Source organism: Mongoliibacter ruber, from assembly GCF_003003005.1.
Lineage (GTDB): Bacteria > Bacteroidota > Bacteroidia > Cytophagales > Cyclobacteriaceae > Mongoliibacter > Mongoliibacter ruber.
Genome location: NZ_PVTR01000001.1, coordinates 154,090 through 167,006 on the forward strand (window position 1 = coordinate 154,090; position 12,917 = coordinate 167,006).

Below are 12,917 nucleotides of genomic sequence, written 5' to 3' on the forward strand. Positions count from 1 at the left end.
TTTTCATCATTTTCTCTACTTCTTTTAAGAAAAATGATGATCGGTTAGGAATTAATTTTCTATTTACTCAAATTGAGACAATAGAAATAACACCTTAACCTTAAACCTAATGAAAAATAACCGAAGACAATTCCTCCAGAAAATGGGGCTAGGCACAGCCGGTATCGCTGCGGTACCTTTTGTGGCAAATGCCAGAATTTCACCAACAGCCAAAAATGATTTAGAGGAAGATCAGATTCTTCAGATAGGAGATGAAATTGCTCTTGCCGAAACTGCCTTTGGAAAGGTCAGAGGATATCAACTTAACGGAGTTTTTACCTTTTTAGGGGTGCCTTATGGAGCCAACACTGGAGGGAAGAACCGTTTTATGCCTCCCCAAAAACCAGAAAAATGGGAAGGTGTAAAGGATACCATCTGGTGGGGAAATACTGCACCTCAGATCATGGACAACAGGTATGCCAATGTACATTATTCCTTTGCAGATCACTGGAACTATGATGACGTCAGCGAAGATTGTCTCAAACTGAATATATGGACAAATGCCATAGCTGACGGGGAAAAACGTCCAGTTCTGGTTTGGTTACACGGAGGTGGCTTTACCAATGGAAATGGATTCGAGCAGGATGGCTATCATGGGGAAAATCTTGCTAAAAACGGAGATGTCGTTTTCGTTTCCATCAATCATCGACTAGGACCCATCGGATTTACAGATTTATCAGGAGTAGGGGGGAGCAAATATGCCAATTCAGGGAATGTGAGCATGCTCGATATCATTGCTTCCCTGCAATGGGTGAATGAAAATATTGCCAATTTTGGAGGTGATCCTGGAAATGTGACCATCATGGGCCAATCCGGGGGTGGTGCGAAAGTAACTGCCACCATGTCTATGCCTGCTTCTAAAGGTTTGGTGCACAAGGGTGTTGCACTAAGTGGCAGCATGCTGACTGCAAATGACCAGGAATACAGTAAAAAACTTGGACAATATGTAATGGAGGAAGCTGGTCTTACTCCAGGTAATCTGGACAAACTTCAGGAAATTCCTTGGCGGGAGTATCTGGATATTGCCAATAAAGCCCAAGAAAGGATGCGCAAGGAATTTCCCCAGCCAGGTTTTAGGGGAGGATTTGGACCTGTGGCCGACGGGGTCAATTTACCAAAGGATACCTTTTTTGCTAATGCGAACAGCCATGACAGCGATATTCCATTGATGGTCTGTACTACTTTTCATGAATGGGGAGCCACAAGAGCGAACCCACAATTAGAAGCCATTGATTTAAATGGGGTTATTGAACAACTCAAACCTAGATTTGGAGAAAAAACTGCTGAAATCGTCCAAGCTTACCAGTCAAATTTTCCGGATAAAAAACCAGCTGAAATCATGATTTTGGTTGCTTCCAACCGACAAGGTGCCGTGGCTACTGCAGAGGCAAAAGTAAAACAGAATGCACCTGTTTATATGGCTTGGTTTGGATGGGAACCTAACTTATACAATGGGCGGATGAGGGCTTTTCATTGCATAGACATTTGTTTTTGGTTCCAAAATACCGACAGGATGTTCACACACACCGGCGGTGGAAAAAGACCAAGACAACTGGCCGATAAGATGTCAGCATCGTTATTGGCCTTTATGAAAACCGGTGATCCAAATACTGGATCTTTACCTGAATGGCCAAAGTTTACCGCAGAAAATGGAGAAACTATGGTGCTCAACGATACCAGTGAAGTCAAGAATGATCCTGACAGAGCAGCAAGATTGACTTTGCCAAGGGCTTAGATTTGCTAACAGTTTGAATTTTCATAAATCATCTATTTATGATTTGTTTAACTATAAAGGTTGTCGGATTTATTTCAGGCAACCTTTATAAGTGTATTTGATCCAAATTCCTGTTACTACAAAATAGCGTGAGAACATGAAAAATCATTATATGTTATATAATTTACATTATGTTAAATAAAGAAGAGTAGACTTCGAGACACAGACATAGATACCAATCCACACTGCTTTTTCTCACCAATCTTATTCCTTATCAATTCGTCAATTAAACCACTACCCTTATCCGGTTATTCTTGAATTATTAGATTTTTTTGACAAGCTTGGGTTTCGTATTACAAAATATGTCTCAAAACAATACCGCTAAAGTTGGGCTGTTACTAGGTCCACTTTTATTTCTGTTGATCTTACTTTTTCTTAATCCTCAAGGAATGAGTCCTGAGGCCCTAGCGATGTTAGCCGTTACCGCATGGGTTGCTGTTTGGTGGATTACAGAAGCTATCCCTATTGCCGCTACCTCATTGCTTCCCTTGGTATTGTTGCCCGCATTGGGTGCCTTGCCTATGAGCAATACAGCTTCCTCCTATTCACACCCCATGGTTTTGTTATATATGGGTGGCTTCATGATTGCCATGGCTATAGAAAAATGGAACTTACATAAGCGAATAGCATTAAACATCATCCTTTTTATCGGCACCAATATTCAGGGAATCATTCTTGGGTTTATGTTAGCCACAGCATTCTTGTCCATGTGGATTTCAAATACAGCTACCAGTCTCATGATGCTTCCTATAGCCATTGCTGTAGTTACACAATTGACGCCTAAGGGTCAGGAGACTGTCAAACCCAATCGCATTGGTCAGGCATTGATGCTTGGTATTGCCTATTCTGCTTCTATTGGAGGTGTTGCCACATTGATCGGGACCCCTACCAATATCATATTGGCCGGTGTGGTCAAGGAAATGTACGGCTATGAAATATCATTTTCACAGTGGATCATCTTTGGCCTTCCTGTTGCTATTATTTTGTTGGCCATTTGTTGGGTGTATTTAGTCAAATTTGCCTATCCTTTCGAAAAGAATTTCAGCGTGGCTGGAGGAAAGGATGAAATCAAAATGCAATTGACCCTCCTAGGTCCTATGAGTGTAGAAGAAAAAAGGGTCGCAATAGTATTTGGATTGGTTAGTTTTTCCTGGATTACCAGAACCTTCCTTTTGCAGGAATTGATTCCAGCTTTGGATGATACCATGATTGCAATAGCTGGAGTCTTGCTTCTTTTTGTTCTCCCCTCCTCTCAATTTTCAACTAAGTTGTTAGATTGGAAAACAGCGGAAAAAATCCCTTGGGGTATTTTATTGCTTTTTGGTGGTGGATTGGCATTAGCTGAAGGTTTTAAAGTGACGGGTTTAGCTTCTTGGATAGGTACTCAGTTTGTATTTTTGGATTTTATAGCTTTTTTCCTTTTCCTTTTGATCATTATTGCAGCCGTGAATTTCCTTACTGAAATTACGTCAAACGTGGCTACAGCTTCTATGATCCTTCCAATATTGGCAGCTGTCTCCTACTCTATGGGTGTGCATCCATTTGGTTTGATGGTAGGTGCAACCATGGCTGCTTCTTGCGCATTTATGTTGCCTGTTGCCACACCTCCCAATGCGGTCGTTTTTGGTTCAGGTTACCTGACCATCCCCGACATGTTTCGTGCAGGACTTTGGATGAACATCATATCGATTATTTTAATCACGATATTCACTTATTTTTTCCTACCCTTCTTGTGGGATATTGATTTAAGTAATTATCCTTTTTAGCATAAAAAAACACCAACCTGGAGGTAAGTCAAAGTTGGTGTTTGTAAGGCTTTAATGCTGAAATTAGACTGTCGCTTTTAACTTGTCTTAATTCTTATTTATTTCGAATTCACTTTTCTCACATCATTTTGACAACCAGAACCTAAGAAAGCCTCGTAAATCGTAAATCGTCCTTCGTAAATTCCTCTCGTTTCTCGTTTCTAATCTCTCGCTTCTCCCTAAAGCTTCCTCACCCAAATATTCCTAAACTTTACCAAATCTCCATGGTCCTGCAGCTTGATTGGCAATGCATCATCATGCGCCTTGTAATTTGGTATTCCTATGTATTCAGTTGGCCCTTTGATTTCAGTGTTGTTTTGTACCAAAACTCCATTGTGAACAACCGTTACCCTTGCAGGTGCCACCACCATGCCGTCAGAGTTGAATCTTGGAGCTGTAAAATAAATGTCATAGGTATTCCATTCTCCCGGCTTTTTCATAGCATTGACCAATGGAGGTGTTTGCTTGTAAATGCTGGCGGCCTGTCCGTTGGAGTAAGTACGGCTCTCATAAGAATCAAGCACTTGAACTTCATAATGTGACATCAGAAAAATACCTGAATTGCCTCTTCCCTGACCTTCACCTTTGATTTCGGTTGGAGCTGACCATTCTATATGCAATTGCATGTCCCCAAATTTTTCTTTGGTTTGTATATCACCGGTTCTTGGTGTGACTGTCATGACGCCATCTTCCAATTTCCAAGGGGCTGGGCTACTTTCATCTTTCGCAGAAACGAAATTATCCAAATTTTTCCCATCAAATATGACAATGGCATCAGATGGCGGCATAGTATTTTGATCACCTGGAGTAACTTGTCTTACCACCGGTTCCCAGAATTCTGTTGCTTCTGGTGGCAGTTTGATATCTTTCTGTTGGGAAAAAGCTGGAAGCGAAACAATTAGTCCCACTGCAACTAATGGAAATGTCAAAATTCTGTTCATAGGTTTAACGGTTATTTTTAAAACGGCTTCAAATTAAGTCAATTCCGAACTATTCAAAAGCCGTTAATGGATTTTCGTTTTATCCTGCCTGTTTTTCGGGTTAGTTTTAGTACAAATTCAATCTTATGAAAAAACTCTTACTCACCTATTTATTCAGCATTTGCCTGTTTTTTGTTTCGCAGGCCCAGACTGACTATTATTTTCCGGATGAAAATTTCGATTCCTCTGTCCCAAGTCCTGAATCTTTTTTGGGATATGAAATCGGGGAATGGCACACCAGGTATGACCGATTGGTGGCATATTTCGAAAAATTGGCTGAGGTCTCTCCAATGGCTGAACTCCAAACAATCGGCTATACCAATCAATTGAGGCCTTTGGTAGTGCTCGTCATAAGCCGACAGGAAAACATACAGAACCTGGATGGCATCAGAGAAAATCATCTCAAGTTGGTAGATCCTAGCCAAAGCCTTCCTGACGTATCAGCAATGCCGGCAATCATCAACCTTGCCTACAGTGTTCACGGGAATGAACCTTCCGGTGGCGAGGCATCCATATTAACGGCTTATTGGCTCTTGGCCTCACAATCTGAACTTGCCGGGCAAATCAGAAACAATGCCGTGGTGATGATAGACCCAGCCATCAATCCTGATGGAAGAGATCGCCATACCAATTGGGCCAATATGCACAAAGGCTTCCCTCCTGTGGCTGATCCCCTGGACAGAGAGCACAATGAAATATGGCCTTCTGGACGTGTCAATCATTATTGGTTTGATTTGAACAGGGATTGGTTGCCATTGGCACATGTAGAATTGCAAAAAAAGATCGAATGGTACCACACTTGGTATCCTAATGTGGTAGGCGATTTCCATGAAATGGGTACCAACAGTACTTATTTCTTTGAGCCAACCAAACCATTTAGTAGTGAAAACCCTGTAGTGCCTCGCAAAAATTACGAAGACATCAACAGCAAGTTTGCTTCTTATTTTGCTAAGGCTCTAGATGATATTGGTTCATTGTATTGGACTAAAGAAGTGTTTGACAACTCATACCCAGGATATGGGTCAACATATCCCGATATTCAGGGAGGACTTGGTCTTGTATTCGAGCAGGGATCGTCCCGTGGGCATATTCAGGCTTCTCAGAGGGGAGAGATTACTTTTGCATTTACCATTCGCAATCAACTTAAGACCTCCATTGCGACTATGGAAGCAGGGGTGAATGAAAGAGAATACATGCATAGGTATCTGAGGGAGTTTTTCCAAACTGCCATATCTGAGGCAAATTCCTCCAAAACCAAATCGTACGTATTTGGAGACCCTTATGATGAGTCAAGAAACAGACTTTTCCTGCAACTTCTTTTGGACCATAAAATTAAGGTTTATGAAAATGATAGGGATCTTAGCATTGGCGGACAAAAATTCGCCAAAGGTAAATCCTATGTGGTTCCTACCGCCCAACCACAATATAGAATGGTAAGAAGTATGTTTGAAAAAGTGACAGAATTTGCTGATTCTGTTTTTTATGATGCATCTTCATGGACTATGGCTTTGGCCTATGGTATCCCCTATGCTGACCAAACGGTAAGCAATCTTGGAGAAGAATTGTCAACCTTGCCAACTCAAGAATTACATTTCCCTGAAGGTGGCAAGTATGTAGCCTATTTGGTCGATTGGTCAGATTATTTTGCCCCGAAATTCTTGCATCATCTGCAGTCTTCAGGAGTGCATGTGGAGACTTCAGCACTTTCTTTTACTTCAAACACTGAAACCGGTGAAAGAGAGTTTCCCGCCGGAACTTTAGTGATTCCAACAGCTTTCCAGTCCATGGATCATGATGATTTGAGAAAAAAAATAAAAGAATCAGCTGCGGCATCTGGCGTTCACGTATTTGCAACAGGAACAGGTTTTTCTGTCAAAGGAATTGATTTGGGCAGCAACAATGTCTCAGCTGTACAAACCCCAAAAGTAATCATGTTGATAGGTCAAGGTACTTCGCAATATGAAGCTGGTGAAATCTGGCATTTGATGGATACCAAAGTAGGAATGCCCATCAGTAAAGTGGACATCAGTATGTTCGGCAGGGTAAATATGTACGATTACAACACCCTGATTCTTCCCTCAGGTAATTACTCAGGACTTTCCTCAGCTCAGATTTCCCATATTAAAGATTGGCTAAACAGAGGTGGTACGATCATTTCTGTAAGGATGGCCAGTCAGTGGTTGCAGGCTCAGGAGATTGTCAAAGAAGAGTATCTTGCTGGAGAAAATGATGAAGACCCCTCATTTGTTCCCTTCGCTTCAAGAAGAGATTTTGAAGGTGCTAAAGCTATCGGTGGCAGTATTTATCAGGCCAGACTCGACAACAGCCACCCATTAGGGTATGGCTACAGGACTGAAGAAATACCTGTTTATAGAAACTCGACTATTTTCTTCAAACCTTCAAAGGACAAATACCAAACACCTGTAAAGTATACAGAGAACCCACTTTTGGGAGGTTATATTTCCAGATCAAATCTGGAAAAAATCAAACAAAGCGCAAGTGTATTGGTCAGTCCTGTAGGTCGGGGAAGAGTTATCCATTTTGTTGATAACCCCAACTTCAGGGGGACATGGTTTGGAACTAATAAGCTCTTCTTCAATGCAATTTTCTTTGGAGATAAGATATGAAGCATTATTTGTGATCATCAAAGCTTATTTAAGCAATATTCATCAGTTATATTTTGAGATATATGATTATCCGCAATCATGCCACTAATCAATTAAACGAGGGTTTTTTGGCAAAGGGATATTCTTAGATACTGGATATTTATAGATATTGGATCTAAAACTTTGATTTACTCTTGAATTTGATCCTATCGGAAAATTAGTGGATAGAAATTTTCACATTGAATTGATGTGTTTTACTGATTTAATATTCCTGTCCTCATTTTTCTCTTGCAAAAGGTGCAGTCCATGGCTTGGGCTGCACCTTTTTTTGTTTTTAGGCAGGATGAAAGGTTTCTCCTAAAAATTCGTGAAATTTGCAATAAAATTATAGCCCGTGTCTATTTCAGTACTTCTTCTTACTCCGCCTTTTACGCAACTCAATACCCCCTACCCTGCCACCGCTTATATCAAAGGTTTTTTGAATACGATTCAAGTACCGTCCGTGCAGGCCGATTTGGGTATTTCAGTAATCTTGAAAATCTTTTCTCAAAAAGGTCTAATCAGGGTTTTTGAAACCATTGAGGCAAAAAATATTTCCCAAGTTTCCAAGAATGCCAAGAGGATAATCCGTCTGAAAGAAGAGTACCTTTCCACCATAGACCCCGTGGTCAGTTTTTTACAATTTCAAAACCCCACCTTAGCATACAATATCTGCGAAGGTGATTTTCTTCCTCAAGCTTCCAGGTTTGATCAATTGGATGATTTGGAATGGGCCTTCGGGACGTCCGGCATGCAAGACAAAGCCAGGCATTTGGCCACCTTATACCTAGAGGATTTGGGAGACCTGATTCAGGAATGCCTTGACGCTAACTTTGGCTTCAGTAGGTATGCAGAACGTCTGGGAAGGTCGGCAGTACGCTTTGACCCTATAGAGGAAGCCCTACAAAGTGAAGCCAGCTTTACAGATCAGTTTTTATTTGAAACGCTGAATGAGTTATTGGCAACAAAACATTACGACCTGATTTGTTTCTCCGTACCATTCCCTGGCAATCTATATGCAGCGCTACGTGCTGGTAAATTTATCAAAGAAAATTACCCACACATTAAAATTGCTATGGGAGGTGGTTACCCAAATACTGAGCTCAGGTCTTTGAAGGAGCCAAGAGTTTTTCAATACGTCGATTTTATCACATTGGATGATGGAGAACAGCCATTGACTTGTCTTTTGGAATTTTTGGAGGGAAAAAGGGAGTATAATCACTTGAAGCGGACCTTTATGCTGGTCGATGGTGAAGTCATTTACATCAATGCAGCCAAGGAAAGGGATGTCCCTTTCAGCAAAACAGGTACGCCGGATTATACAGGACTTCCACTGAAAAAATACCTATCTGTATTGGAAATGGCTAACCCCATGCATAGGTTATGGTCTGATGGACGTTGGAATAAACTGACTATGGCCCATGGTTGCTACTGGAAAAAATGCTCTTTTTGTGATATTTCCTTGGACTACATCCAAAACTATGAGCCTGTCAGTGCTGCCTTGATCTGCGATAGGATTGAAGAACTTATTGCACAGACAGGTGAAACCGGTTTTCACTTTGTTGATGAAGCTGCACCTCCTGCCTTGATGCGTGAATTGGCTTTGGAAATTATTAAGAGAAAGATTTCAATTACCTGGTGGACCAATATCCGCTTCGAAGAGCGCTTTACGCATGATTTATGTAGGTTGCTTAAGGCTTCAGGTTGTATTGCGGTTTCCGGTGGCTTGGAGGTTGCATCTGACCGTTTATTGCTTAAGATGCAAAAAGGGGTTACAGTTTCCCAGGTAGCAAGGGTGGCTCACAATTTTACCTCTTCCGGCATAATGGTACATGCCTACCTGATGTATGGTTTTCCTACACAGACCGCACAGGAAACCATTGACAGCTTGGAAATGGTGCGACAGCTTTTTATGAATAATGTCTTGCAATCTGGATTCTGGCATTTGTTTGCTATGACATCTCATGCTCCTATTGGAAAGAACCCTGAAGCTTTTGGAGTAGTCAAAATAGGTCCGGAGAAGGGGCTGTTTGCCGACAATGACTTGGCGCATGAAGATCCCACTGGTGCAGATCATGAAATGTTTAGTGAGGGATTAAAGAAAGCCTTATTCAACTACATGCACGGAGTAGGTTTTGAATTTTCTCTTCAAGAATGGTTTGGGTTCAAAGTTCCAAAAACAAGTGTTCCTAAAAATTTCATCTATAGGGCCGTTGAAGATCATGTTCCTAGCGTTCTGAGACCAAATCAAAAAGCTATTTGGCTTGGAAAAGCACCTGAACTGGAGCAATTTTACACCAATAAAAAAGGAAAAAAGAGAGAGCATTGGAAATTATTGTTTTATGGGAAGTCCCAAACACAAGAATTGAAAATCGATAAAGAAACAGGGGAGAAAATTATTTACTTGGTTAACAACTGTAAGCCCATTTTGGGTAAAAAGGAACAATCTGTCAACCAATTTCAAAAAGAAATGGAAGAGCAAAACATAGGAGAATTTGAAGCATTTTTAGGGTCAGAACTGTTCACAGTTTTGCAGGAAGAAGGCTTTCTTTTGGTATAGAATCTTCTCTTGAATCCAATAAAAAAACCCAGCCTAGAAGACTGGGTTTTCACTCACTTTAACCACTAACAACCATAAAACAAATTCTTCATGCAATGGGCTGAAAACAGCCTCAGAACACTCAGAACGATGAAAAACATCAATTTGTTGTAGTCGATACGGGAATCGAACCCGTGTTTCATCCGTGAAAGGGATGCGTCCTAACCCCTAGACGAATCGACCATTCAAAAAGAAAACACTGAAAGGTGGTCCAGTGTTTTTTGTAGTCGATACGGGAATCGAACCCGTGTTTCATCCGTGAAAGGGATGCGTCCTAACCCCTAGACGAATCGACCATTTGATGGTATTGGGGAACCTCTTTTTCGAAAGGTGATGCAAATATAGAGGCTTAATTTCACAATGCAAAACCCAGCCAAAAAATATTTGGTTTCTTCTCCCAATCCACTGAAAATTAGCGTGAAAAAAAATTCTTAGTCATTGCCCCTCAACTTTCCTATTTTCGCATTGCGTTTAAAAGTACCTTTTATCAGATGAAAAACAAAAGAGTTGCAGTCAATGGCTGTGGTAGAATTGGCCGATTGGCCATTAAATTAATTTTAGAAAAAGAAGGCATAGATCTAGTCGCGGTAAATGACCTCATTGATCCAGAGACTTTGGCTCACCTGATACAGTATGATTCCATTCATGGCAAATATCCACATAAGGTAGAAGTAGTCAACGGTGATATTGTCACGAAAGGAAAGACCATTAAAATTTTTGCAGAGAAAGATCCATCAAGAATCCCTTGGGCTGACTTGGATATTGATATTGTCTTAGAGTCTACTGGCAGATTTACTGAAAGAAAATTGGCTGAAGGACATTTGAAAGCTGGAGCGAAGAAAGTGATCATTACTGCTCCAGCTAAGGATGAAGGAGTTCCAACTGTCGTTCTAGGCGTTAACCAAACGGTGCTAGAGCAAGAATCTGATATCATTTCAAATGCTTCATGCACCACCAACTGCCTGGCGCCGATGGTGAAAATCCTGGATGATCATTTTGGAATTGTGAAGGGATTTGTATCTACTGTGCACTCTTATACCAATGACCAAAACCTACATGATGCACCCCACAGAGATTTGCGTCGTGCCCGCGCCGCTGCATATTCAATTATTCCAACTACGACACATGCTGCGAAAGCGATGGAAATCGTCCTTCCCCACCTCAAAGGCAGGATAGAAGCTTCTGCAATGCGTGTTCCTGTTCCTGATGGTTCCTTGACTGACTTGATTGTAGAATTGTCTCAGGACACCACCACAGATGAGGTAAATGCTGTGTTTAAAAAGGCAGCGGAAGGAGATTTAAAAGGAATTCTGGAATACGAAGAAGCACCTATAGTTTCTATTGACATCATTGGAAATCCACACTCTTGTATTTTTGATGCCGGACTGACTTCTGCAAAGGGAAATTTGGTGAAAATAGTAGGATGGTATGACAATGAAGCCGGTTATGCCAACAGATTGGTGGATTTGATACAGTTGATATAAAGACTTAAGTCAGGCCTCATCCTCGATGTCAGTGACATGAGGCCTGACGTAATCAATGGCATCTTCTACTGCGTCCAAAAATTTATCAAAATGCTCCATAAAGGCTTCATTGAAACCTTGATTTTCAATGATATCCTTTCCGTCTTGAATAATTTCATTCAACAAGATCATATCAAAAAGAGCGAGTGAAGGCTTGACTTTATGCCTGATTTCCTGAATGATAACTGTATCGTGATTGGCAGCTCCTTCTATGTATTTTTGCCGTAACTCCTGCAATGAAAAATATATCGCCGAAATCAATTCCGCCTTAAATTCAGCGTCTCCTTCGGTCATCTCTTCGATTTTATCGAAACTTACAGGTGGTATTTGTTGCATGCTATATTGGATGATTCACATTAACACCAGCTAGGTATCCGGTACTCCAAGCAGCCTGAAAGTTGAAACCGCCCGTAATTCCATCAATATTCAATACCTCTCCGGCAAAAAACAAATCTTTTACGATTTTGCTTTCCATTGTCTCAGGATCAACTTCTGATAATTCTACCCCTCCTGCCGTCACGAATTCTTCTTTGAAAGTTGTTTTGCCTTTGACGCCAACAATATAACAAAAAAGATTTTGAACCATTCTATTAAATTGCTTTTTTGGGATGTCCTGCCAAAGTAGGTTTTCATTGATTTCTGCCACTTGGGTCAAGTGCTCCCACAACCTCCCAGGTAATTCAAACAAAGGGTTTGTCGCTATTTTCTTTTTGGGATGTTGGTTTTTAAAATTTGTCAGTTGGTTTTGAATATCATTTTCTGAAGTAGAAGCCACCCACCTGATGTGTGCATTGGCTTGATAAGCATGATCATAGAGCCATTCTGCTCCAAAAGCTGAAAGTTTTAATACTGCCGGCCCACTGACTCCCCAATGAGTAATTAACAAAGGGCCTTCATAAGATAACTTGGTTCCTTCTAACCTTACATGAGCATTTGGTACGGAAATGCCCATTAGTTTTCTCAAAGGCTCTGTAGGTGTATTAAAAGTAAACAATGAAGGAATGGGGGGGACTATGCTGTGGCCCAATTCCTTGATAAACTCAAAACCTTCCTTTTTGGGGTTTCCTCCCGAGCACAAGATCAATCGGTCAAAATTCAATTGCCTCTTGCCATCGCTTACTTCAAAACCTTGATGATTCTTTGCTATTTTTTGGACATTAAAACTTTTGATAATGGTCACATTTTTGGTTTCAGCCTCTTTTTCCAAAGCGTCAATTATTGTTTGGGAACTATCAGATACGGGAAACATTCTCCCGTCTCCTTCTGTTTTTGTTTTGACGTTCCTGCTTTCAAACCACTCGATGGTGTCGTTGACTGAAAAGTGCTTAAACACTTTTTTAAGGAATTTTTCTCCTCTAGGATAATTTTTAACCAGTTTAGAAATTTCTCTTGCATCATGCGTCACGTTGCATCTTCCACCACCTGAGACTTTAACCTTCGCCAATGTCTTGGAAGTTTTTTCTAAAATACTCACCTGCGCACCACTTTGGGCGGCATGTATGGCTGCAAAATACCCAGCTGCACCAGCTCCTATAATTCCTACCTTCAATTC

General features: G+C 41.0%; 8 protein-coding genes and 2 tRNA genes. 5 read left to right on the forward strand and 5 right to left on the reverse strand.

Annotated elements, in window-relative coordinates; translation table 11 throughout:
- Positions 1–109 precede the first annotated feature (109 nt).
- On the forward strand, positions 110–1,774 hold the full coding sequence (locus CLW00_RS00665; protein ID WP_106131724.1) for a carboxylesterase/lipase family protein: 1,665 nt from the start codon (positions 110–112) through the stop codon (positions 1,772–1,774).
- Positions 1,775–2,115: 341 nt separating this feature from the next.
- Entirely contained in the window at positions 2,116–3,579 is a 1,464-nt protein-coding gene (locus CLW00_RS00670; RefSeq protein ID WP_106131725.1) for an SLC13 family permease, read from the forward strand.
- A 218-nt stretch (positions 3,580–3,797) separates the two neighbouring features.
- On the opposite strand, the gene CLW00_RS00675 is transcribed toward CLW00_RS00670, so the two are convergent.
- The gene (locus CLW00_RS00675; RefSeq protein ID WP_106131726.1) at positions 3,798–4,559 is read right to left on the reverse strand and encodes a 3-keto-disaccharide hydrolase; all 762 of its coding nucleotides are present in this window, start codon (positions 4,557–4,559) and stop codon (positions 3,798–3,800) included.
- Between the two features lie 125 nt (positions 4,560–4,684).
- Here CLW00_RS00675 and CLW00_RS00680 point away from each other — a divergent pair, with 125 nt between their 5' ends.
- Complete coding sequence (locus CLW00_RS00680) at positions 4,685–7,225, forward strand: M14 family zinc carboxypeptidase (protein ID WP_106131727.1); 2,541 nt, start codon at positions 4,685–4,687, stop codon at positions 7,223–7,225.
- 373 nt (positions 7,226–7,598) lie between these two features.
- The gene (locus tag CLW00_RS00685) at positions 7,599–9,803 is read left to right on the forward strand and encodes a B12-binding domain-containing radical SAM protein (RefSeq protein ID WP_106131728.1); all 2,205 of its coding nucleotides are present in this window, start codon (positions 7,599–7,601) and stop codon (positions 9,801–9,803) included.
- Positions 9,804–9,953: 150 nt separating this feature from the next.
- Here the strand turns inward: CLW00_RS00685 and CLW00_RS00690 are convergent.
- Both CLW00_RS00690 and CLW00_RS00695 read right to left on the reverse strand, forming a co-directional pair.
- A tRNA-Glu gene (locus CLW00_RS00690) sits at positions 9,954–10,025 on the reverse strand.
- A gap of 41 nt (positions 10,026–10,066) precedes the next feature.
- Positions 10,067–10,138, reverse strand: a tRNA-Glu gene (locus CLW00_RS00695).
- A 195-nt stretch (positions 10,139–10,333) separates the two neighbouring features.
- Between CLW00_RS00695 and gap the strand changes: the two genes are divergently transcribed.
- Positions 10,334–11,326, forward strand: a complete 993-nt coding sequence (gap, locus tag CLW00_RS00700) for a type I glyceraldehyde-3-phosphate dehydrogenase (protein WP_106131729.1) — start codon at positions 10,334–10,336, stop codon at positions 11,324–11,326.
- A gap of 9 nt (positions 11,327–11,335) precedes the next feature.
- Here the strand turns inward: gap and CLW00_RS00705 are convergent, their stop codons facing one another.
- Positions 11,336–11,701, reverse strand: a complete 366-nt coding sequence (locus tag CLW00_RS00705; protein ID WP_106131730.1) for a hypothetical protein — start codon at positions 11,699–11,701, stop codon at positions 11,336–11,338.
- 1 nt (position 11,702) lies between these two features.
- Positions 11,703–12,914, reverse strand: a complete 1,212-nt coding sequence (locus CLW00_RS00710) for a BaiN/RdsA family NAD(P)/FAD-dependent oxidoreductase (protein ID WP_106132194.1) — start codon at positions 12,912–12,914, stop codon at positions 11,703–11,705.
- Positions 12,915–12,917: the final 3 nt, after the last annotated feature.

What these genes read in the sequence shown, in the direction of transcription:
- CLW00_RS00665 (WP_106131724.1), top strand. Translation starts at nt 110, where the DNA reads ATGAAAAATAACCGAAGACAATTCCTCCAGAAAATGGGGCTAGGCACA.
- CLW00_RS00670 (WP_106131725.1), top strand. Translation starts at nt 2,116, where the DNA reads ATGTCTCAAAACAATACCGCTAAAGTTGGGCTGTTACTAGGTCCACTT.
- CLW00_RS00675 (WP_106131726.1), bottom strand. Translation starts at nt 4,559, where the DNA reads ATGAACAGAATTTTGACATTTCCATTAGTTGCAGTGGGACTAATTGTT.
- CLW00_RS00680 (WP_106131727.1), top strand. Translation starts at nt 4,685, where the DNA reads ATGAAAAAACTCTTACTCACCTATTTATTCAGCATTTGCCTGTTTTTT.
- gap (WP_106131729.1), top strand. Translation starts at nt 10,334, where the DNA reads ATGAAAAACAAAAGAGTTGCAGTCAATGGCTGTGGTAGAATTGGCCGA.
- CLW00_RS00705 (WP_106131730.1), bottom strand. Translation starts at nt 11,701, where the DNA reads ATGCAACAAATACCACCTGTAAGTTTCGATAAAATCGAAGAGATGACC.